Below are 22,682 nucleotides of genomic sequence, written 5' to 3' on the forward strand. Positions count from 1 at the left end.
TAAAAAATCAGGGGGAAAGAAAATGGAAAAAACTATCGAAAAAAATCAAGAAATGTTTTGTTATCAATGTCAAGAAACTGCAAAAAACATCGCGTGTACTAAAAAAGGCGTGTGCGGTAAAACATCAGATGTAGCAAATATTGAAGATTTGTTGGTTTGGGTTACAAAAGGATTAGGGGAAATCCTAACTAGAATGAGAAAAGAAAACAAAGATATCAAAAATTTGCATTCTTTTGTCAACAATAATTTGTTTACTACAATTACTAATGCAAACTTCCACTACGAAGATTTGTTAGAAAAAGTAAAAGAAACTATTGATTTGAACCAAAAATTAATTGAGGGATTAGATGACAAAGAAAATTTGTCAAAGGCAGCTTTATACAACGAAAAAGACGATGACGAATTAAAATTAAAATCACAAATTATCGGCGTGTTGAATACTTTGGATGACGATAAGAGAAGTCTAAGAGAACTTATTACTTACGGATTGAAGGGAATGGCAGCCTACAATAGACATGCTAATGTTTTGGGAAAATTTGATGACAATGTCGACGAATTTATGGAAAGTACGTTAGCAAAATTAATGGACGATAGTTTATCCGTAGAAGATTTGATAGCTCTTACATTAGAAACTGGATCAAATGGTGCAGCAGCAATGGCACTTTTGGACAGTGCGAACACATCTGCATACGGAAATCCAGAAATTTCAGAAGTAAACATCGGAGTTAGAAATAATCCTGCAATTTTGATTTCTGGTCACGATTTGAAAGATATGGAAATGCTTTTGGAACAAACTCAAAACACTGGGGTAGATGTGTACACTCACAGCGAAATGTTACCTGCAAATTATTATCCAGCTTTCAAAAAGTACGATAATTTCGTAGGAAATTACGGAAACGCTTGGTGGTTACAAGACAAAGAATTTGAATCATTTAACGGTCCAATCTTGATGACTACTAACTGCATTATTCCACCAAAAGATTCTTACAAAGACAGAGTATTCACAACTGGTGTTGCAGCATATCCAGGAATGAAACACATCGCAGCAGATGAAAATGGTTACAAAGATTTCTCAGAAATAATCGAGCTTGCTAAAAAATGCGAATCTCCAAAAGAAATTGAGCACGGAAAAATCGTGGGTGGATTTGCGCACAATCAAGTGTTGGCTTTGGCAGACAAAGTTGTCGAAGCTGTTAAAAATGGAGATATTCAACAATTTGTAGTAATGGCAGGTTGCGATGGAAGACAAAGAGGAAGAAATTATTACGAAGATTTCGCAAAAGCATTACCTGAAGACACTATTATTTTAACTGCAGGTTGTGCAAAATACAGATACAACAAATTAAACTTAGGAGATATCAATGGTATTCCAAGGGTTTTGGATGCAGGTCAATGCAATGATTCATATTCATTAGTTGTCATCGCGCAAGCTTTACAAAAAGCTTTTGGTCTTGATGATATCAACGATTTGCCAATTAGCTACAACATTGCATGGTACGAACAAAAAGCTGTAATTGTACTTCTTGCACTTTTGAGCTTGGGTGTTAAAAATATTCACCTTGGACCAACTCTTCCTGCATTCCTATCTCCAAATGTAGCCAATGTTTTGGTAGAAAATTTTGGAATTGCTCCAATTGGAGAAGTTGATGAGGATATGGAAAAATTTGGAATTAAAACAAAATAATTCGTGAAAATTCATTTAATTAAGAGTCCGAAAGGGCTCTTTTTTGTTTGAAGAAATCTTGTTTTAAAATCGATTGACTTAAATTTTTTTAAGATATATTATTAAATAGATTGAAAAATTTTGGAGATAAAAATGAAATACGAAGATTTTGTTTTAAAATGTGAAGATATAGAAATAAAAGCGTTGGAAATGAAATATTTAGATGATTTTCATGAATACGCTATTCAAAAAGAAGTTGGTCCATCTGCTGGATGGAAGCCACATGAATCTATAAGACAATCTAAGAAAATTTTAAAAGAATTCATCAATTCAAAATTAGAATACGGAATTTTTCTGGAAGATACACTAATAGGAATCGTTGGAATATACGAGGACGATTATTTATTTGAACAACCAGAATTTGAAGAAAAAACAGGCGTTGAAATCGGATATAGTTTGAACAAAAATTATTGGAATCGTGGAATTATGACGAAGGTTGTTACGTGTTTTACCAATCATTTGCTAAATGATTTGGAGTATGATTATATTTCTTGTAGTTGTTTTGTTGAAAATAATATAAGTGCAAGAGTTATTGAGAAATGTGGGTTCAAATTTTATAGTAAACATTTGTATCAAAATTTTGATGGAACAAACAAACTTTGCAATTATTATTATATAGAAAATTTGAAGGAGGGATAGATTGAATTTAGCATTAAAGAAGAGTAAATTTTTCGGGGACAAAAATTTCTACAAAGGTGTGTTGGTACTAGCAATTCCTATCATTATTCAGCAACTTATTACATCTTTTGTAAATATGCTGGACAATATTATGGTTGGACAGACTGGAACTTTTGCAATGAGTGGGGTTTCTGTTGCAAATCAATTGATTACTGTATTTAACTTGGCGATTTTCGGCCTGGTATCAGCGGCGAGTATTTTTGCAGCACAATTTGCAGGGAAAAAAGATTACAAGAATGTGCAAAACTGTTTGTATTTTGATGTGGTGTTATCTTTTATTGTTTCTGTGATTAGTGTGCTTATTTTCTGGGTTTTTGGAGAGAAATTATTATATTTATTTATGAATCCAGACACAGATACTGCAAAAAATATTGCCACGACTATGGAATTTGCGCTAGATTATACAAAAATAATGACAATAGGATTTATTCCATTTGCTTTTTCACAGTCGATTTCATCTTCAATGAGGGTAAATGGAGAGACAAGACTTCCTATGATTACAAGTGTGATTACGGTGTTAGTGAACTTCGTGTTCAATTTGGTTTTGATTTTCGGACTTTTAGGTTTTCCTACATTAGGACCCAAAGGTGCTGCGATTGCGACTGTTATTTCGAGATTTGTGGAACTATCGTTGTTTATTTATTTTGCAAACAAAAACAAGTTTAGATTCACATTTTATTCTGATTTCTTCAAGAATTTTCACATAGACACTCATCTTTTCAAAAATATAACTGTTGCAGGAATTCCTTTGATTATAAATGAAGTTTTGTATTCTTTGGGGATTGCTGCGATTACACAATCTTATTCTACAAGAGGAATTGAAGCTTTGGCAGCATATAATATTTCCCAGACAATTATAGGACTTTTCATCGTGTTTAATTTGGCGATGGGAGATTGTATTTCAATTATGGTAGGAAGACTTTTGGGAAGTGGAAATATCGATGAAGCTGTTGACACTGACAGAAAATTAGTCGTGTTCTCATTTATGTTAGCAGTTGTAGTTGGAATTGTGTTGATTATTTTGGCACCACTTTTTCCAGAATTTTACAACACAACTAATGATGTAAAATTAATGGCGACGAATATGCTTAGAGTTGGTGGAGCGTTTTTGTGGATTTCTGCTTTGTACAATGCGTCATATTTTACACTCAGAAGTGGTGGTAAAACTATTTTGACTTTGCTTTTTGATTCGGTGGGAATTGTTTTGATTTCGTATCCGTTTTCGTTTTTATTGGCAAAATTTACAGATTTAAATGTCGTATTGATGTATTTGATAATTTCTGTGATTGATTTATACAAGGTTATTTTGGGATTGATTTTAGTTGGAAAGAAAATTTGGGTAAAAAATTTGGCGAAATAATTGCCAGATTTGTATTAATAAATGTGAGATTTGGCGATTTGTGATATAATAAAATAAGTTAAATTTATTTTTTATGGGGGATATTATGAGTGAAGTAAGAGTAAGATTTGCTCCAAGTCCAACAGGATTTTTACACATTGGTGGACTTAGAACAGCTTTATATAATTATTTGTATGCAAAAAGAAATAACGGTAAATTTCTTTTGAGAATTGAAGATACTGATAGAACAAGATATGTTGAAGGTGCTATCGAAAATTTGTTGGAACAATTAAAATGGGCAGGACTTGATCCAGATGAAGGAGTTGTCCTTGATGATGAAGGAAACGTAACTGAAGTTGGAGAATGTGGTCCTTACATTCAATCTGACAGAGTAAAACAAGGATTATACCAAAAATATATCGACGAATTAATCGAAAAAGGTTATGCATATTATTGTTTCTGTTCAAAAGAAAGATTGGATCAAGTAAAAGCACAACAAAAAGCAGATGGTTTGATGCCAAAATACGACGGACTTTGCAGAGGAATTAGCATTGAGGATGCTAAAAAGAGAATTGCAAACGGCGAGGAATATGTTATTAGATTGAAACTTCCTGAAAACAAAGAAATCACATTTAACGATGCGATAAAAGGTAAGATTACTTTCAACACAAATGATATGGACGATCAAGTTTTGATAAAATCTGACGGATTTCCAACTTATCACTTTGCAGTTGTAGTTGACGATCATTTGATGGGAATTACTCACATTGTTCGTGGTGATGAATGGATTTCTTCAACAGCAAAACACGTGTATTTGTATCAATGTTTCGGATGGGATGTCCCAGAATTCGTTCACTTACCAGTTGTTTTGAACAAATCAGGTAAGAAATTATCCAAGAGAAATGATGACGTTGCAGTTAAAGATTTCAGAAAAAAAGGATATTTGCCAGAAGCTATTGACAATTACCTAGCTTTAGTAGGTTGGTCAAGTGAAGATAACCAAGAAATTATGTCGATGGAAGAATTAAAACACAAATTTGATTTCAACAGAGTTTCAAAGTCGGGCGGAGTTTTCGACACAGAAAAATTAAACTGGATTAACAGACATTACATTAAAGAAATAGAAAATGAAAAATTAGCATCAATGTTAAAACCATACTTGGTTGAAGATGGTGTGATTTCTGAAGATTATCCAGAATACAAATTAATAGAGATTGCTTCATTATTCAAAGAAGAATTGGATTACATGGCAGAAATAACTGAAAAAGTTGAATTCTTGTTCAAAGATTACGAAATGGATGACGATGCTAAGGAATTCTTAAACTACGAAAAATTAGACGAATTAATGAACGCACTAAAAGAAGAAATCGAATCTGTTGATGAAATAGAAAAAGAATTTGCATCAGGCGTTATGAAAAAAGTTCAAAAGAAAACTGGAATCAAGGGCAAGGATTTGTGGATGACTACAAGAGCTGTAGTTACTGGTAATGTTCACGGACCAGACTTGGATTCTATTATGGTAGTTTTAGGAAAACAAGAAGTTTTAGATAGGATTAACAAAGCTTTAAATAGATAGGAGAAGATATGAAGTTATACAATACACTGACACGAAAAAAGGAAGAATTCAAACCAATTAAAGAAAAAAATGTCGGTATATACGTATGTGGCCCTACTGTTTATAATTATATTCACGTTGGAAATGCAAGACCGATAGTGGTATTTGATACTTTGAGAAGATATTTTATTTACAAAGGATATAATGTTAAATTTGTAAGCAACTTCACTGATATCGACGACAAAATTATCAATAAAGCAAAAGACGAAAATATAGATTTTAGAGAAATAACTAAGAAATACATTCAAGCTTACTTGGACAATGTATCGGGACTTAATTTCGACGAAGATGACACTATTCATCCAAAAGCTACTGAATATATCGACGAAATGATTAAATTTGTAAAAACTTTGGAAGACAAAGGTGCAGCATATAATGTCGATGGCAATGTGTATTTTGATATCACAAAAGCAAAAGACTACGGAAAATTATCCAAGAAAAATATAGATGATTTGCGTGCTGGTGCTAGAATTGATGTCAACAGCGAAAAGAAAAATCCGATGGATTTTGCTTTGTGGAAGAAGAGAAAAGAAGAGAGTGAACCTGCTTGGGAAAGTCCATGGGGAATGGGAAGACCTGGTTGGCATTTGGAATGTTCTGTAATGAGCAAAACAATTTTGGGTGACACTATTGATATTCACGCTGGTGGTGAAGATTTGCAATTCCCACATCACGAAAATGAAATCGCACAATCAGAAACATGCACTGGAGCTCACTTTGCAAACTATTGGCTACACAACTCAATGATAACTGTAGACAAGGAAAAAATGAGCAAATCAAAAAATAATTTCTTCTTGTTAAAAGATATTGAAAAAGAATTTGATTTGGAAGTTATCAGATTGTGGTTGTTATCTGTTCACTACAGAAATCCGATTGATTTCAGCCACGACACGTTAGTAGCTACGAAAAATTCTCTTGATAGATTGTATACTGCTAAGAAATTCTTAAATAGAATTTTGGAAAACTCTTCTGAAAAAGAAGAAAAAGATGATAATATAAAAACATTCAGAGAAAAATTTGAACAAGCTATGGATGATGACATCAACACAGCTGATGCGATTAGCGTATTATTCGATTTCATTAAATATATCAACAAAAATTACGATGAAAATACATCGAAAAATATCTTGCTTGACGCTAAGAAATTGATGGATGATATTTCTTATGTTTTGGGAATTTTATTCAAAGAAGATGACGATGATTTGGATTCTGAAATAGAAGAATTAATAGAACAAAGAAATGCTGCAAGAAAAGAAAAAGACTTCAAAAAAGCAGACGAAATAAGAGATAAACTTTTATCTATGGGAATTGTGTTAAAAGACACCAGAGACGGCGTAATATGGGAGAGAAGTAATTAATGAAGGTTAATCTAATTAGATACACTCCAGATGCACAAAAACTTGTCGCATCAAGTGCAAAACTTTGTTATTCAGATAGTTCTGTCATGGAGATTGAGGAAGGACTAACTGATGAAAATGTAGAAAATTTCATAGATAAATTAATGGGTTTAGGACACATGTCTCCGGTTGAACACATTAGTTTTACTTTTGCAATAGAGGGTGTATCTAGAACTTTGACCCACCAATTGGTCAGACACAGATTAGCAAGCTACTCGCAAAAATCTCAACGATATGTGAGAGCGAATAATTACGAGTATATTATCCCTCCAAAAATAAAAAACAATCCCAAGGCTTTAGAAATCTACGAAAGACATATGAAACACACAATCGATGCTTATAACGAACTCACAGAAATTTTGATACAAGAAGAATACGACAAACTAATCGCAAATGGCATCGATGAGAAGAAAGCGAAAGCAATGTCAGAAAAAAGCTCCATTGAAGATGCGAGATATGTATTTTCAAATGCAACTGAGACTAAAATTGTCATGACAATGAATGCCCGTGAATTGTTGCATTTCTTCGAAGCAAGATGCTGCCAAAGGGCCCAATGGGAAATAAGAGAAATGGCAACATTAATGCTTATTGAAGCGAAAAAAGTGTGCCCGCAAATTTTCAAAAAAGCGGGACCAGGTTGTGTTAAAGGAAGTTGTCCAGAAGGAAAGATGACTTGTGGTAAAATAAAACAAGTTAGAGAATATTTTAATAGCCTTGACTAGTTAGGAGATATTATGGGAAAGATTGCAATTTTAACAGATTCAGGTAGTGAAATTACACCAAAAATAGCAGAAGAATACGGCATTGAATTGATGCCACTTCAAATAAACTATTCAGATGCATCCTATAATGATTACACTATTGAACCAAAATATATATATGAAAATATAGACAGAGAAGTTCCAAAAACATCCATCCCATCTCTTGGGGATATTGTTAACAAATTAAACGAAATAAAGAATAAAGGATTCGATAAAATTATTTGTATTTCCATTTCTTCAAAACTAAGTGGAATGTACAATGCATTTATGCTTGCGAAAGAACAAGTTGAAGATGTACAAGTAGAAGTTTTTGATTCAAAAAATATTTCGATTGGTACGGGATTTTTTGCAATATTTGCGAGAAAATTAATCGATGAAGGATTTTCATTAGAATCTATAATAGAAACAATGAAATCAAAAATCAAAGATTCAGTACCAGTTATAACTTTGGATACTTTAAAATATTTGTCTTTAGGTGGTAGAATAGGTAAAATTACTGGAATCGTTGGTAATTTATTAAATTTGAAACTTATAATATCTTGTAATGAAGACGGAGAATATTATACAGTAGAAAAAAACCGTGGAACAATGAAAAACATCAATCGTGCAATTGATATAGTCAAAAAAGAGTTATCAGGTATCAAAGACTATTATTTGGTTTTATTAAATGGTGATAATCAAAGCGCGATGGAAAAGGCCAAGGAAAGTATGAATGATTTAATTGAAGGAGCAAAGTTCTATTATGAAGGACAAATTGCACCTACATTGAGTATTCACACTGGACCAGGATTATTTGGAATAGGTTATTTTAAATTATAAATTAATAGGGGGCGAGTAAATGGGAAACAAAAAAAGCAATATTGAATTTATTACTAATGGAAATATTACTGATGTGATTTTTAAATTAAGTATCCCATTGATGATTAGTAATCTAATCAAAACCCTTTATGGTATAACTGACGGAATATATGTAGCTCGAATTAGCTCGGAAGACTATGCTGCGACATCTTTTACTTGGCCTGTGCTGTATTTGTTTATAGCAGTTGGACTGGGAGTAAGTGTTGCGGCTACTTCTTTAATGAGTCAAAGACTTGGAGCTAGAAAATTAAAAGACTGTTCAATATACGCTGTGCATACATTAATACTTACCACAGTACTTGGAGTAATATTCAGTATACTCGGTCTAATCACAGCACCATTTATTGTCAGATGGATGGGGGCTAAAGGAAGCTTTGAATATAAATCATACATATTCCTTGCGATAAATTCATTAGGACTATTGTTTGATATGATTTTTTTCGGATATCAATCGATACTAAATTCTCAAGGAAGAACCAAATCGATGACGATTATATCGACAATTTCATCTGTGACAAACGTCGTTATCGATCCTTTCTTCATTTTTGATAATGTTTTGGGAATTCCAGGTCTCAACATGGGACTTGCAGGTGCTGCATGGGCAACTGTTTTGTCGAAAGTTTTACTGGTTGTATTTGCTGTAAGAGTTGTAAAAAAAGAATCCGAAATCGAAGTCAACTTCAAAAACTTCAAATTAGATATGGGAATTATCAAACACATATTTTCCATCGCAATTCCAGCATCGCTTGGATCAAGTGGAGAAGCTATCGGGTTTACTGTTCTTAATGGATTCATTCAATCATACGGCACAACGACACTCGCTGCATTTTCTATGGGCAACAGATTGTCCGATATATTCAATCAAGGAGCTATTGGAATTGGAATGGCTCTAACATCAATCACAGGTCAAAATATAGGGGCAGGTAAAAAGGAAAGAAGCAAAAGCATTTTTAAACGCGCAAATATAATCATAACATTCTTCTCACTTGCATCTGCTATAATTATTTTACTTTTCAAAGACCAATTATTATCTGTGTTTATCAAAGACCGTAGTGATATTGAACTTTGGAGACAAGCTAGTGAGTACATGTACTTCTCAGCTATAATTACATTTTTCATGGGATATTTCTCAGCGATTAATGGTTTCTTCCAAGGTGTTGGAAAAACAAAACTTACAATGTATTTGTCACTTGCGAGATTGTGGGCTCTACGACTTCCACTTATTATGATACTTAAGAGTTTGACAAATCTCGGTTCTACAGGAATTTGGATTTCGATGTTAGTATCCAATGGACTTACAGTTCTGATAGGATTTATAATATACAAACAAGGACAATGGGAAAGATAAGACTGATGTTAAACATCGGTCTTTTTTTATTGAAATATTCTATATATTTCAAAATTGAAATAATTTATGAAAATTTATAAAATAAATAAAAGCTCAAAAAAATGGTGAAATATTAACGTTAAACTACAAAAAACTCTTGAAAAAATAATAAAAATTATTCCATATAAAATTTTTTGTGAATTTGAAATAACCTTTAAATTTCAAGGGAAAAGTGATATATAGAATAATACAATAAATAAATTTTGTGAAAACGATACATCTAAATATAAATCATTGTCTATTATAAGACAATATGATAAGATTAGTTTGAAAAAAATTTAAAAGGAGATGTTGATATGATTAAAAGCTTAATCGCTTTAGTTGTAGCTTTCGCATTATGCGTTGTCATTGATCGTTTGAAGAAAAAAGGTACTTCATTCATGATCAGAATTTTATTAGCTACAGCAATGGGTGCCATAGTAGGACTTATTTTTAAAGGAGCCACAGACTACGTAGCAATATTTGGTCGTGTGTTTATTAGTTTATTACAAGCATTTGTAATTCCATTATTATTATTCTCAATTATAACTACAGTTGCATCCTTGGAAAGCACAGAAAAATTAAGATCAACAGGAGGAAAGACAATTGGTATACTAGCTTTACACAATGTTTTAGCTTCTGTTGCTGCACTAATTTTAGGTAAATTGGTTAATTTAGGGGTAAATGCAAATATTAAAATGGATGTTACTGATAAGGTAAAAGAAGTTCCACCTTTCTCAGATGTATTTGTAAGTTTCTTCCCTAAAAACATTGTAGATAGTATGCTACATACTAAAGTTGTTCCAATAGTCATTTTTGCTGTTATAATTGGTGTTACTGCATTAAAGTATTCGAATAAAGATGAAATTAAACCATTTATGGATTTTACAGCAGCTGCTAACAAAGTAATGAACAAAGTAATTGGAGAAATCATAGAATTTACTCCATACGCAGTTCTTTCATTATTAGCTCACCAAGTAGCTACTTTGGATTTATCATTTGTTGCATCATTATTATTCTTATTATTAATGGTTTATGTATGCTGTTTCTTCCACACATTCATAACTACGACAGTGATGTTAAAATTTATGGCACATGTCAATCCATTTAAGTTCCAACGTAAATTCTTCCCAGCATGGTTATTAGGATTTACAACTCAAAGTTCATTGGGAACTTTACCAGAAAACATTAGAGAACAAGAAAAAATGGGTGTTCCAACAGAAACTGCATCATTTGCAGGATCAATTGGTACTACATTTGGTATGCCAGGTTGTGCAGCTGTATGGAATATTTTATTAGCGGTTTTCACAATAAACGCTCTTAATATTCCATTTACAATTACACAATATGTAATAATGGTATTTACTGCACTTCTTGCTTCTGCAGGAACAGTGGGGGTTCCAGGAACTGGTACTATGTTAAATGTAGCTTTATTTACAGCTATGGGATTACCTCTAGAAATGATTCTAGTACTAAGCCCAATCCAAGGCGTTGCTGATATGGCACGTACTTCAACTAACGTTCACGCAGGTGGATCTACTGGTATTATAGTAGCAGCAATGCAACACGATTTAGATCTTGAAAAATATAATTCATAATTGATTTTAAATAGAGGCTTTTTGAATTTTCAAAATAGCTTCTATTTTTTTTTGAAATTATTAAATCTTATTTTTACAAAAAACAAAGGATAGGCATTTGCCTATCCTTTATTAATTCTTTTAAATTCTAATTTGTTTTCAAAATAATAAGAGAATATTTTATTTTCATCTGGTATATCATCAAAATCTATCAGATAAGTCTGAGTATTGGAATGCGTTCTAACAGCCATAGAAGCGGTCTGTGTGTCGAAAGCACTAATATACCTAGTAAATGTATAGTAATCGTGTGAATCGTTCTTAAAGAAGCCCTCAGTGATTTTTAGAGGCTCTAATATACTGAAAGCAGATGAGTATGCTTCATTTACATTATTAGATTTCTTGTGAGTTGACAGGATGTATTTTGCTCTAATGAATCTACTTACAGGATCATAGGCTCCTGTCAAATCTTTAATTTGATTGAATTTGGATAAATCACCGATTGATTTCTCGTATCTTTTAACATGTGAAGAATATTTTGGAGAATTAGTCATTACTTTTGGATTATCACCACATGGAACTAATTTGTGATCTTTGTATTCTAAAATAATAGAATCTCCAGTTCTATCCACAAACATAAAGTGGAAATCAGGGCATATCACAGAATTTCCATCAACATCTTTGTTGGCTAGGTGAATATTGTCCAAATCATCTAGTAATTCTTCAACTGTTTTGTAGTTTCCAAGAGCGAAATTCATAAAATCTAGTGAATTTGTGTTTATTTTTCCTTCAATAGGATGATTGCTGAACAAATTATTTGCGATAAACATATTAGTACAACCACAAAGGCCATGTTCATTCACACCATCTTTGATAGGGTACAGATTTCTAAAACACATTCCCATCATTTTAAATTTTGAACGCATTGGTTTGTGATACAAATCATCCGCATAGTGAAATCCTCTTGGAATATAAATCATGTTGTATTCCAAAGGAACTTCAAAGTCAAGCGTACGAGCCATCACAGAGCCTTGTGGATAATCTACAATAATTGTCGTACACATTTTATTCCACAATCATTTTGGCAAGAACATCGGGATTTCCACAGCCAGTAGTCAATACCAAGTCGTTGTCACAAACTTTAGAACGGATATAATCACGAGCTTCTTCAAAAGTCTTGTAGTATTTTGCGTTGACGCCATTTTTTACGAGTTTTTCTACCAAATCTGTAGAATGAATGCTGCTGTCAAATTTTTCTCTTGCAGCGTATATTTCAGTTACTACAACCTCATCACAATCATAGAATGCATTTGCAAAATCATCCAATAGCATTTTTGTTCTCGAATAAGTGTGAGGTTGGAATACACAGTAGAATTTGCCTTTTTTGTGTTCATCCAAAGCTTTCAAAGTGTTCTTAATTTCAGTAGGGTGATGACCGTAATCAGTCTTTACTTCACAACCTTTATAAAATCCTATAGTTTCCATTCTTCTGTGAAGATTATGATATTCTTTCATATTTTTTCTAATAGTGTCAATATCAATGTGGAATTCGTAGCATGCTATAATCGCAGCCACAGCATCGTAAATATTGTGACGTCCAATAATAGAAAGCGAGAATTCCTCATCTTTGTCAAACTTTTCAGATGAAACTACAAAACTAGGATTGCCATTTTCATTAAAAGTTATATCGTGAACGTTGTAGTCAGCCTTTTCATTTTCAATACCAAATGTTATGATTTCTCCTTTGATGTGAGACAACAAAGGTTCACAATTTTTGTCGTCAATATTTATGATCGCTTTGGAATTTTCGTCCAAATTCTTCATGTAGCCAATAAATGTCGCTACGATGTGATTTAAATCTTTATAGAAGTCCAAATGGTCTTCGTCTATGTTAAGTATAATAGCCATTGATGGATAATAGTTGAGAATATTAGCCTTGTACTCACAAGCTTCTGTAAGCATGTATTCGCTATTACCACAGTGTACATTTCCTTGAATTTCGTCTAATTTACCACCCAAAAGAATAGATGGATCTACTTTTGCATCTATTAAAATCTTTGCAATCATTGAAGTTGTAGTTGATTTGCCATGAGATCCACTAACGCCAATTGAATATTTGTAATTTCTCATCAATGCGCCAAGAAAAACTCCTCTGCTTACAACGTCTACTCCAAGTTCTCTTGCAGCGATTAGTTCTTCGTTGTCATCTAATATTGCATCAGTGTATACGATTAAATCAGGGTTTTTGATATTTTCTCTTTTTTGTCCGATAAATATTTCAACGCCTAGACTTTTAAGCCTATTAGTTTCGTCAGATTCTTCTCTATCACTACCAGAAATTTTATATCCGTAATGATTTAACAATTCGGCAATACCACTCATGGATATTCCACCAATTCCTATAAAATGTATGTATTTAAATTTGTGCTCTTCTATATTAAAATTGAACATAAGCCCCTCCTTATTTCCAATTGATATTATATCACAAAAAACTGAGAAATTATGAGGATTTAAAAGCCAAAAATCTACAAAATGATTAAGATTTATTTGATATACAAATATGATTTTAGTGTTATAATTAGATGGAGGAGAAAACATGAAAGATATTTTATTAATCAACGATATGCCAGGATATGGGAGAGTCGCTCTTAGTTGTATGATTCCTGTGCTGAGTAATAAAGGAAAAAGCGTTTTTAATTTGCCAACAGCAGTTGTGAGTAACACATTGGATTATGGAAAATTTGCGATTTTAGATACAACAGAATACATGAAACAAGCGACAAAAGTTTGGGAGGAATTGGATTTTAGTTTTGATTTGATTGCTACTGGATTTTTGAATAGCTTAGAACAAGTGGATATTATCAAAGATTTTATAGCTAAACAAAAAAACTCGCCAGAGGTCGTTGTCGATCCCATAATGGCAGACAATGGGAAACTCTACAACGGATTGAATGAGGACAATATTGAAAATTTTAGAAGACTAATCGACGTAGCTACAGTGATTATTCCAAACGAAACTGAAGCTAGAATGATTGCAAATATGATGAATGAACCTATAAATGATGTAGCCAAAAAGCTTATAGAAATGGGAGCAAAATACGTTGTCATTACCAGTGCAGAAGAAAATAACGAGCATTTTGTTTTTTGTATGGATGAAAATTTTGTATCAGATAAAATTTATTATGAATACATCAACACATCTTATGCAGGAACAGGGGATTTGTTCTCAGCGTTATTTATAAGCCAATATTCAGAAAACAAATCGATTTTTGATTCTGCAAAGTATGCAAGCTTGAAAACAACAGAACTGTTGAAACTTTCATTGGATATTAAAGACAAAGCTCGTGGTTTACCAATAGAAAGGTTTATAGATATTTTGTAAACTGTAATTTTAAATAAATATAAGAAAATAATGAATATTACATTGTAAATTGTATATTCAATTGTTATAATGATATTGCATAAAAATATTAGGGGGATAATATGATTGATTTAGACGCTTTAGAAAGACGAAATAAAAGAAAAAGCGTGATTATGATGGCAGTCGGTGTCATTCTTATTGCATTGGGAATTCACTTCTTCCTTGCACCTAATAAATTATCATTAGGTGGAGCAGCAGGAATGGCGATAGTAATAGGTAATTTCGTTCCTATCTCAACAGGTCCAATTTTGATTATTATTAATACGATTTTATTTATTGTAGGATTTATAATGCTAGGAAAAGCATTTGGACTTAAAACTATAATTTGCTCATTGGGACTTAGTTTATTGGTATGGATTTTGGATATTGTATTTCCTATGGAAAAACCATTGTTTGACGGGAAAATGATTCAATTAATTGCAGCTGTAATGATTTACGGGTCGGGAGTAGGTATTGTACTTAATAACTACGCATCAACTGGTGGGTCTGATATATTCGCCAAGATTTTAAACAAGTACTTAGGAATAGAATTGGGCAAAGGATGCTTGATAGTAGATTTTCTTATTACATTATCAGCATGGTATGCTTACGGAACAGAAATAGCAATATACTCTCTTGTAGGGACTGTACTTAATGGTTTAATAATAGATTTTACAATCAATGGTATGAATACATCAAAACTCTGTACGATTACTACATCAAAGCCGGATGAAGTTTGTAAGTTCTTGGTTGATAAGCTTACAAGATCTGCTAATATTTACACAGCAAAAGGTGCTTATTCAGGATTGGAAAAAGAAATCGTACAAACAGTTGTAAGCAATAGAGATTTTATAATGCTTAAAAAATATATTCAAGAAATTGATCCATTAGCTTTCGTCATAGTATGTAATGCTAGTGAAACATACGGTTGGAGATGGAGAAATATAATAGAATAGATTAAATAAAAAAATGACCTTAGATTAAAAGTTTCATCAAACTAATAATCTAAGGTTTTTTTGCGTATAAAATTTGATAAAAAAAAGATGTGTGACTAATCACACATCTTTTTAAAAGCCTATAGAATTATTCTATATAACCATTTTGTTTTAGTATTTGTGATGCTTTATCTAAGTTTGCATCAGACACTTGAACGATTGGACCAGTACAGCCCATACCGCTTTCAGCGTATATGTTTTCTTTCCATAAAGCTTGAACAGCATCTTCAATTTCAAGAATATCAATTCCTGAGATTGTAGCAGATACTACTTCTTTGTCTGGCATTTTAACTTCTTCAGAAGAAGCTTTAGGAGCTTCTTTCTTACTTAATGATTCTAAGATGCCATTGAAGTCAGCCTTGTGAGCTTGCTTATAGATAGATTTTTTATTGTTATCAATTCCACCAGCTACTGTTTGGTAAGCATATTTTAATGCATTTGCAACTACAGGAGCACCTGAAGCACGAGATACTATAAATATGTTTCTTTCGTAGCCTTCACCGATACCAGGACCATATCCGAAACCAGTAGTTTCGTAGTTACCACCTGATGTGAATGATCCAAACATCTTCATTAATAAGTTACCTGTTAATGAGTCAGTTACCATTACATCACAGCTTCCCATAAGAAGGTCATTACCTCTCATTACGATACCACCGTCAGCTCTTTGGCTTTCAGCAAATTCGATATCGAATCCGTTGTCTTTGAAGTGTTTCAAAGCTTTTTCTACTTGTCTAGCACCATCGATGTTTAAAATACCAACTGTTGGCTTTGCGATACCGCAAGATTTAGCTGCGATAATACCTGCTACTGCATTTCTTACCATAGCTTTAGTTCTTTCTGTATCACTAGTTCCTGTAGTTGTAGCTAAGAACATTTCTTTGCCGTGACCAGGAGTGTATACTCTACCGACTGTTGAAACACCGATAGGGAAGTTGTAGTGAAGAGTTACACAAGCTTGAATTTCGCCACTGTCTAGTAATTCTTCCATCTTCTTGTACATATCTTCATCGTTATCAACTTCATAAGTTTCATGTTCGTCATCAACTCTTTCACCGATAACAACTACTTCAAAAAGATCAGATTTAGCTAATTCAATAGCTTTTTTCATGTTTTCAACGCCGTGTTCACTACCTAAAGTAGTAAGACCGATTTTTACTTTCTTACCAAATTTTCCGCTTTCGATAGCTTCAGATATTTCAAGAAATACTTCGGAAATTTTTTTATTATCCATGTCTACACCTCTATTCTGCTAAAAGATTTTCAGCTAGTTTTCTCATGGATTCTGCGATTACTTTCTTAATTTGATCCTTTTCTGATTCAGATGAAACTGATGATTCATCTTCCATTTTACCATCATTTCTTTCCATAACGATAGATACACCATCAAATAAGTTAGTCATTCTACCTAGGAACAAACTACCTTTACCAACGAACATTACTCTATTGTAATCTCCTTCAGTTAAGTCTTTAATAGCATGTCCTGCATAAGGAATACCTGATGGAATGTGTCCTTGTGTTGGAGCCCAACCTACTAAGCCTTTTTCAGTAATGAAATTAGCTAATTCTTTTCTGTCTAGTTCTCCTTGTTTAACAGCAAGGGCAGCAATCATCTTATAGTTAGCTTCAGGAACATTTCCAGCTCCGGCAGGTTTAGTGATATCTGGGTTTTGCATTTCTACAGAATATTTATCTACATCAGTAATCTTTAATCCATTTTCTTCTAATGAATGAGATACTAAGCTTGAGATAACTGCTTGTGGTGAAGAACCAGTCTTAACTGTGTGACGTCCTACGATGTCAGTTCTTAATACTGGATGAACACCATCATTTTCTGAAATTAAAATTGCAAATCCACCAACAACGTCTTCAAGAACTGGGAAGCCCTTTTTAACGTGGTCTTTTGCGTTCATACCTAATTTAGCAGTTGAACCACCTGCTACAACCATTACGTTTTTATAAACACCAGATTTAACTAAAGCACTTGCTTCGATTAATGAGTGAATAGGAGCTGCACAGAATCCTCTTGTATCAGAACCTGTTGCATTTTGTAATCCTACGATTTCAGCGATAGATTTAGCGAAGTTACCGCCACCTCTTTGGTTAACGTCTCCGCAGGCTTCTTCTGAACATTCTATTACATAATCTATATCATCTCTGTTAATGTCGTTCTTAGTAACTAATTCAACAGCTGCTAGAACACCTGAAGCTTTTACTACTAAGTTTTCAAACATTGTGTGAGCACTTAAGTTTACGTCGATATCATGAGCTGCTTTGATATAACCACAAACTTTTCCGTCATGGTATAAAGCTTCTGCCATGTGAGTGTCGAATAATTCTTGAGCATTTGAAATATCAGAACCTTTTAAGTGAGAGAAGTATGGTTCCAAAATTGGATATTCTTCTTCAATAACTGGTTTGATTTCGTTTACGAATTCTTCAGAAAGTTTTACTAAGTCGAATGCATCGCACATTTGTAATAGGGCAATGAATACGTCTTGTTTTACGATTTTACCCATCTTACCATCAGCTTTACCTTCTTCGTAAGTGTGATCAGTAAATGGCATTTCGTAATTTTCTAATTCTTGAGGTTTAACATTTCCTATATAAACTTGGTTAGGAAGATATTTTACAACCTCATCAAAACTTCTAATGTGTTTTCCAACTTCTTTTAAGAATTCAGAATCTGGGTTTACAACTCTTTCAGTTTGACATGTTGATCCGTTTTGGATAATCATATCAGGAGTGTTGACTAATACATAGCCAGCTCCTTTTAGTACTGGAAAATTCATCTGTTAACTATTCTCCTTTATTATTTATTTATATTTGAATTAGTCTTCAAAAACTGTTTGATCTTCTACCTCAGTAGTTAAAGCGTTTAATGCTTTCATAACAATCTTTTTACGAAGGCTATATTCTTCTTCTTTAGTTAATGCTGGGTTTCCTAATGGGTGAGGAATAGCAATAGCTGGGACAATTCTGTTAGCACCTACTGTTAATGAGATAGGAGTAACTGTACAAATATGAACAACAGGAAGTCCTGTACGTTCAATTGCTTTTACCATCGTTGCACCGCAACGTGTACAAGTACCTCAGGTACTAGTAAGAACAACTGCGTCTACGTTGTCAGCTAATAATTTTTCACCAATTTCAGTACCAAATTTATCAGCATTAGCTACGGCAGTACCGTTACCTACTGTTGAATACCAAGTTTCGTGTAATGAACCGATAACGCCTTCTTTTTCTAATTCTCTCATAACATCGATTGGTAATACTCTGTCACCATCTTCATTAGCGTATACTGGGTCGTATCCACCGTGAGCTGTTTCTGAGTTTTCTTCTGTTAAATCGTCGATTCCGTGGAAGTCATAAGAACCGTATTTAGTAGCAGAAGATGATTCGATGTGATCTGGGTTTCCTTTTGGAACTGTACCACCAGAAGTTACAAGGGCGATTCTTGCTTTTGATAAATCTTTGATAGCTTTACCAGGTTCAACTCTGTCGAATGCAGGCATTGGATATTCTGTTTCGAATTCTTCGCCATTAATTTTCTTAATAAGCATTTCAACAGCTCTTTGAGAACCGATTTTGTCAGCAAAGAAGTTAACACGAACTCCTCTTTCAATATATCCTTCTTCTTTTGGAGATCCGATTTCTTCTCCCTTAGCAACCTTAGGACCTAATTTACCGATTTTCTTCATAGCGTCTCTCATACCAGCGGCACTATTCTTAGTTTCTACGATATAAACGTCCTTCTTGTACATATCTGCACCTGGGTTTTCAGGATACATACCTGTTAATACAGGAATATTTAATTCATCTTTAACTGCTTTAGCCATAGTACCAGCAGCAACACCGTATCTACCAGCGTTGAATGCAGGACCAGTTACTACGAAGTCTGGATTTGCTTCTTTAATCATTTCCAATACTTCTTTTTGAGCAGCTTCCATATTTTCACCGAAATATGAGTCACCACATACTACAGTTCTAACTACTTCGAAATCATCTCCCAATGCTTTAGCTAATTGAGCAGAGATAGGAGGTAATTCTTCTGCGATAAATGGTTTTGTATCAGCTTTTTCTTCTCCACCAATACCAGCGAAGAATTGGTTTATATAATGAACAACTTTAATTTTATCCATTAAGCTTACTTCCTTTCTTTATAAAAATTTACAATATTCGCTTCTGATATCATTCATTTCTTCAGCGATTTCATCAACGTCAAGAACCATTTCCATCATACCAACTTGTTCATCATAAACGTCAGCATCAAATTGTTCTTTACATTCTTCTTCTACAACATGGTAAACTAACAATCCAAGTTCAACGCCTGCTAATGGGCCTGCGAATGTTGGGTCACCTGCTGTTACTGTTTCAGCTGCAAGACCTGCAGCTTCAGCTTCTGCGGCACCTAGAAGAACCACGATGTTTTCAGCTCCGTATTGTTCAGCGAAGTCTTTAACTCTCTTTTGGTTTTCTAAGTCCATAGCTCCTGCACTAGTTCAGACGAAACATTCTGTAGATGAGAATATTACTTCTGTGTTAGGAACAGTGTTTACACATGTTTCAATTGCAAGACCTGGAATTCCATCACGGTCTCCAATTATGATAACTTTTTTATTTTCTAAAAATCCCATAACTTTCCTTTCATAAATTTAAATTTTTATTTTATTTTGAATAAATCTTTTTTATATTAATTAATAAGTTTTAGCTGTTAAAGTGTTGAATCCAGTTTCGTTAGTAGCACCAGTAATTGCTTGGATTTCTACTTCGATAGTACCGTCATCTTTTAATGCTCCATCAGATCCACCAGCGATAGTGTCAACGAATTGGATGTGACCAATTACTTTGTCCATCTTAGGTAAAGTGATGAATTGGTTAGCATTACCACCAGTTACTACTGCGTTTGCAGCTGGGTCAGCATCTGCTAATGATTGAGAAGCACCGTCACGTCCTGCATATTCATCAGTGATGATAACAGTCTTGATTCCTTTACCTTCAATCTTCTTACAGTTCATGATTAAGTCAGTATCTGGGTTACCGAAACCTTCTTGTGATACGATAGCAGCGTCAGCTCCTAAGAATTCACAAAGTTTTGCAGTCATGTCAGAGTGTCTAATCTTATCCATCAAGTATACATTTTCGTTAGTAATTACAACTCCTAAGAAGTTGATTGATTTACCGTGTTCTTTGTATAATTCTTTGATTACACCATTGTTTAAGTGAACGTAAGTTGGGTTTTTGTCACAAGCACTTACACAGTTACCTGAACAAATTGCTCCGTCCATGATTTCAGTTGGGTATAAGAAAGTTGGAATAATTTTCTTAGCGTCAACTCCATAAACATAAGTGTCGTGTAATAAACCTTGAGTTTGTAACATGTAAACATATACAACTTTTGGTAATTCTGGATATTGTTTAACTTGTTCTAAGATTGGAAGAGTTTCGAATGTTTCCCATTCATCTGCTTCTAAATCTTTTGCTAATCTACCGATGAAATCAGTGATTCTTAAACCAGCCATTCTAACGCCAGCTTCGTGATTGTGTTGTTTAACACCTTCAACTGGTTCGATAGTTACTACTAAGTTAACTGTCTTAGAGAATGGAGTGTATTCAGCACCTAAACCTGACATGTCGATGATACCTTCTTGGAATCCTACGATTTTACCTGTTGTAACAACAGCAATGTCTTTAAGAGCGATAGTTTTACCTGAACCAACAGGATCAACTTTGTTTAATATTCCTGGGAATATTTCTCCACCTTCAACTTTAACTCTTGGTTCGTTAACATCCTTTACTGGTGTTATACGAGTGCTTTCACCTGGATGAGCGATATCAAAATCAATTGATTCTAAGTGTTCGTCATCAGCTACACCTGATACATCTGCTAATTCTTTCTTATTAAGATACAAAATGTGGTCTTCGATTCTTGACTCACCTTCATCAAAGATGATGTCTTTAATAAAAATCTTACCTAATTCAAGACGCATATCTTAACCTCCTATAATAATTTTTTATTTAAACTCAATAGGGGAGTGACCCCTAATGAGTTTTAACCTAATTTACTTCTACTTTAATCTTTTAATCTAGCTTAAGATTAGTTGTAGTGTTTTTGGATCATAGCTTCTATGTTTTCCAAATTAGCGTCATCTTTATTGATTTCATCAATTTTTTGACCGTCTTTGTACATTAACATAGTTGGTAATCCTAATACTTGTTGTTTGATAGCAACTCTTCTTGCTGAAGTAATGTTTAGTGAACAGAATTTAATTTTGTCACCATATTTTTCAGCTAATTCATGAACGCCTGGCATAAGTGCCTTACATGGTTCACATCCGTCACTCCAGAAGTCTACGAATACTAATCCTTCAGCTTCTAATACTTCTGGTTCAAAAGTTTTCTTGTCTAATTCTAACATTTCAAATGCCTCCTAAAAATTTTATATTAATATTCTATCCAAAGTTTGACTAATAATGTCAAAATCAACAACTCTAAAATCATCTAAGATTTCAGCTGGCCAACGCTTTGGCTTAGAAATATTCATAAACTTAGTTGCAGTATTGATACATTCTTCAATCATCATCAAAGAGTCCGTATCAAATTTGTCACCCTTTTCTAAAATAACGGATCTAAAAACTGTTTCGTTTGGTTTTACTGATCCATAAAGTGGGTGAGTTACTAGGCGATAATTTTGATGAATTAAATCGCGTGCTTTTTTCAAAATCCCGATATAGTCTATATCAATGTATTCAACTTTTATATCAGTTCTTTTGATAGCATCTTTAAAATATTCATTGTTTGTGATTAATAACATCTTTTACCCTACCTGTCTTTTGATTCGTTATTAGCTATCTTTCAAGCTCAATCATATTATATAACAAAATCACACAAAAGTAATCATATATAGAAAATCATAATAACCGCTCATAAAAAATCACAAATTCCTTTAATATATAAAATTTAATTTGTTAAAACA

Annotated in this window: 20 protein-coding genes; 11 read left to right on the forward strand and 9 right to left on the reverse strand. The window is 33.3% G+C overall.

Annotation, left to right across the window (positions count from 1 at the left end; translation table 11 throughout):
- The first annotated feature begins 22 nt into the window (after positions 1 to 22).
- The 9 genes from hcp (at position 23) to FMG_RS02220 (ending at position 11,335) form a co-directional block, all read left to right on the forward strand.
- Entirely contained in the window at positions 23 to 1,684 is a 1,662-nt protein-coding gene (gene hcp, locus FMG_RS02180; protein WP_012290387.1) for a hydroxylamine reductase, read from the forward strand.
- A 132-nt stretch (positions 1,685 to 1,816) separates the two neighbouring features.
- Positions 1,817 to 2,362, forward strand: coding sequence for a GNAT family N-acetyltransferase (locus tag FMG_RS02185; protein ID WP_002840574.1), 546 nt, complete (start codon positions 1,817 to 1,819; stop codon positions 2,360 to 2,362).
- A gap of 1 nt (position 2,363) precedes the next feature.
- Entirely contained in the window at positions 2,364 to 3,761 is a 1,398-nt protein-coding gene (locus tag FMG_RS02190; RefSeq protein ID WP_012290388.1) for an MATE family efflux transporter, read from the forward strand.
- 85 nt (positions 3,762 to 3,846) lie between these two features.
- Complete coding sequence (gene gltX, locus FMG_RS02195) at positions 3,847 to 5,316, forward strand: glutamate--tRNA ligase (protein WP_012290389.1); 1,470 nt, start codon at positions 3,847 to 3,849, stop codon at positions 5,314 to 5,316.
- 8 nt (positions 5,317 to 5,324) lie between these two features.
- Entirely contained in the window at positions 5,325 to 6,713 is a 1,389-nt protein-coding gene (cysS, locus tag FMG_RS02200; RefSeq protein WP_012290390.1) for a cysteine--tRNA ligase, read from the forward strand.
- The gene (gene thyX / locus FMG_RS02205; protein ID WP_012290391.1) at positions 6,713 to 7,474 is read left to right on the forward strand and encodes an FAD-dependent thymidylate synthase; all 762 of its coding nucleotides are present in this window, start codon (positions 6,713 to 6,715) and stop codon (positions 7,472 to 7,474) included. The genes cysS and thyX overlap by 1 nt, the downstream gene beginning before the upstream one ends.
- Before the next feature lie 12 nt (positions 7,475 to 7,486).
- Positions 7,487 to 8,332 (forward strand): DegV family protein, encoded by an 846-nt coding sequence (locus FMG_RS02210; protein ID WP_012290392.1) that lies wholly within the window; start codon positions 7,487 to 7,489, stop codon positions 8,330 to 8,332.
- 19 nt (positions 8,333 to 8,351) lie between these two features.
- Positions 8,352 to 9,719 (forward strand): MATE family efflux transporter, encoded by a 1,368-nt coding sequence (locus FMG_RS02215; protein WP_002837516.1) that lies wholly within the window; start codon positions 8,352 to 8,354, stop codon positions 9,717 to 9,719.
- Positions 9,720 to 10,054: 335 nt separating this feature from the next.
- Positions 10,055 to 11,335, forward strand: a complete 1,281-nt coding sequence (locus FMG_RS02220; RefSeq protein ID WP_012290393.1) for a dicarboxylate/amino acid:cation symporter — start codon at positions 10,055 to 10,057, stop codon at positions 11,333 to 11,335.
- A 101-nt stretch (positions 11,336 to 11,436) separates the two neighbouring features.
- On the opposite strand, the gene FMG_RS02225 is transcribed toward FMG_RS02220, so the two are convergent.
- Positions 11,437 to 12,375 carry a linear amide C-N hydrolase gene (locus FMG_RS02225; protein ID WP_012290394.1) on the reverse strand — a complete coding sequence of 313 codons (939 nt, stop codon included), beginning with the start codon at positions 12,373 to 12,375 and terminating at the stop codon, positions 11,437 to 11,439.
- Position 12,376: 1 nt separating this feature from the next.
- Positions 12,377 to 13,762: a UDP-N-acetylmuramate--L-alanine ligase gene (gene murC / locus FMG_RS02230; protein ID WP_012290395.1), complete on the reverse strand. Its 1,386-nt coding sequence runs from the start codon at positions 13,760 to 13,762 to the stop codon at positions 12,377 to 12,379.
- 145 nt (positions 13,763 to 13,907) lie between these two features.
- Between murC and FMG_RS02235 the strand changes: the two genes are divergently transcribed.
- Together FMG_RS02235 and FMG_RS02240 are read left to right on the forward strand one after the other, a co-directional pair.
- Complete coding sequence (locus tag FMG_RS02235) at positions 13,908 to 14,693, forward strand: PfkB family carbohydrate kinase (RefSeq protein WP_012290396.1); 786 nt, start codon at positions 13,908 to 13,910, stop codon at positions 14,691 to 14,693.
- 101 nt (positions 14,694 to 14,794) lie between these two features.
- The gene (locus tag FMG_RS02240; RefSeq protein WP_002841345.1) at positions 14,795 to 15,667 is read left to right on the forward strand and encodes a YitT family protein; all 873 of its coding nucleotides are present in this window, start codon (positions 14,795 to 14,797) and stop codon (positions 15,665 to 15,667) included.
- Positions 15,668 to 15,794: 127 nt separating this feature from the next.
- Here FMG_RS02240 and grdD read toward each other — a convergent pair whose 3' ends face one another.
- The 7 genes from grdD to FMG_RS02285 form a co-directional block, all read right to left on the reverse strand.
- Entirely contained in the window at positions 15,795 to 16,940 is a 1,146-nt protein-coding gene (gene grdD, locus FMG_RS02245; RefSeq protein ID WP_002837514.1) for a glycine/sarcosine/betaine reductase complex component C subunit alpha, read from the reverse strand.
- Between the two features lie 10 nt (positions 16,941 to 16,950).
- Entirely contained in the window at positions 16,951 to 18,498 is a 1,548-nt protein-coding gene (gene grdC / locus FMG_RS02250) for a glycine/sarcosine/betaine reductase complex component C subunit beta (protein ID WP_012290397.1), read from the reverse strand.
- Positions 18,499 to 18,537: 39 nt separating this feature from the next.
- Entirely contained in the window at positions 18,538 to 19,848 is a 1,311-nt protein-coding gene (gene grdB, locus FMG_RS02260) for a glycine reductase complex selenoprotein B (RefSeq protein ID WP_080503387.1), read from the reverse strand.
- An 18-nt stretch (positions 19,849 to 19,866) separates the two neighbouring features.
- The gene (gene grdA / locus FMG_RS02265) at positions 19,867 to 20,343 is read right to left on the reverse strand and encodes a glycine/sarcosine/betaine reductase complex selenoprotein A (RefSeq protein ID WP_080503388.1); all 477 of its coding nucleotides are present in this window, start codon (positions 20,341 to 20,343) and stop codon (positions 19,867 to 19,869) included.
- 60 nt (positions 20,344 to 20,403) lie between these two features.
- Positions 20,404 to 21,696 (reverse strand): glycine/sarcosine/betaine reductase component B subunit, encoded by a 1,293-nt coding sequence (locus tag FMG_RS02275; RefSeq protein WP_004269617.1) that lies wholly within the window; start codon positions 21,694 to 21,696, stop codon positions 20,404 to 20,406.
- Between the two features lie 107 nt (positions 21,697 to 21,803).
- Positions 21,804 to 22,124 (reverse strand): thioredoxin TrxA, encoded by a 321-nt coding sequence (trxA, locus tag FMG_RS02280; RefSeq protein ID WP_002835444.1) that lies wholly within the window; start codon positions 22,122 to 22,124, stop codon positions 21,804 to 21,806.
- Positions 22,125 to 22,145: 21 nt separating this feature from the next.
- Complete coding sequence (locus FMG_RS02285) at positions 22,146 to 22,520, reverse strand: GrdX family protein (protein ID WP_002841250.1); 375 nt, start codon at positions 22,518 to 22,520, stop codon at positions 22,146 to 22,148.
- Positions 22,521 to 22,682: the final 162 nt, after the last annotated feature.

This window comes from Finegoldia magna ATCC 29328 (assembly GCF_000010185.1).
GTDB lineage: Bacteria > Bacillota > Clostridia > Tissierellales > Peptoniphilaceae > Finegoldia > Finegoldia magna_H.

What these genes read in the sequence shown, in the direction of transcription:
- hcp (WP_012290387.1), top strand. Translation starts at nt 23, where the DNA reads ATGGAAAAAACTATCGAAAAAAATCAAGAAATGTTTTGTTATCAATGT.
- FMG_RS02185 (WP_002840574.1), top strand. Translation starts at nt 1,817, where the DNA reads ATGAAATACGAAGATTTTGTTTTAAAATGTGAAGATATAGAAATAAAA.
- gltX (WP_012290389.1), top strand. Translation starts at nt 3,847, where the DNA reads ATGAGTGAAGTAAGAGTAAGATTTGCTCCAAGTCCAACAGGATTTTTA.
- cysS (WP_012290390.1), top strand. Translation starts at nt 5,325, where the DNA reads ATGAAGTTATACAATACACTGACACGAAAAAAGGAAGAATTCAAACCA.
- thyX (WP_012290391.1), top strand. Translation starts at nt 6,713, where the DNA reads ATGAAGGTTAATCTAATTAGATACACTCCAGATGCACAAAAACTTGTC.
- FMG_RS02210 (WP_012290392.1), top strand. Translation starts at nt 7,487, where the DNA reads ATGGGAAAGATTGCAATTTTAACAGATTCAGGTAGTGAAATTACACCA.
- FMG_RS02215 (WP_002837516.1), top strand. Translation starts at nt 8,352, where the DNA reads ATGGGAAACAAAAAAAGCAATATTGAATTTATTACTAATGGAAATATT.
- FMG_RS02220 (WP_012290393.1), top strand. Translation starts at nt 10,055, where the DNA reads ATGATTAAAAGCTTAATCGCTTTAGTTGTAGCTTTCGCATTATGCGTT.
- FMG_RS02225 (WP_012290394.1), bottom strand. Translation starts at nt 12,375, where the DNA reads ATGTGTACGACAATTATTGTAGATTATCCACAAGGCTCTGTGATGGCT.
- murC (WP_012290395.1), bottom strand. Translation starts at nt 13,762, where the DNA reads ATGTTCAATTTTAATATAGAAGAGCACAAATTTAAATACATACATTTT.
- FMG_RS02235 (WP_012290396.1), top strand. Translation starts at nt 13,908, where the DNA reads ATGAAAGATATTTTATTAATCAACGATATGCCAGGATATGGGAGAGTC.
- FMG_RS02240 (WP_002841345.1), top strand. Translation starts at nt 14,795, where the DNA reads ATGATTGATTTAGACGCTTTAGAAAGACGAAATAAAAGAAAAAGCGTG.
- grdD (WP_002837514.1), bottom strand. Translation starts at nt 16,940, where the DNA reads ATGGATAATAAAAAAATTTCCGAAGTATTTCTTGAAATATCTGAAGCT.
- grdC (WP_012290397.1), bottom strand. Translation starts at nt 18,498, where the DNA reads ATGAATTTTCCAGTACTAAAAGGAGCTGGCTATGTATTAGTCAACACT.
- FMG_RS02275 (WP_004269617.1), bottom strand. Translation starts at nt 21,696, where the DNA reads ATGCGTCTTGAATTAGGTAAGATTTTTATTAAAGACATCATCTTTGAT.
- trxA (WP_002835444.1), bottom strand. Translation starts at nt 22,124, where the DNA reads ATGTTAGAATTAGACAAGAAAACTTTTGAACCAGAAGTATTAGAAGCT.
- FMG_RS02285 (WP_002841250.1), bottom strand. Translation starts at nt 22,520, where the DNA reads ATGTTATTAATCACAAACAATGAATATTTTAAAGATGCTATCAAAAGA.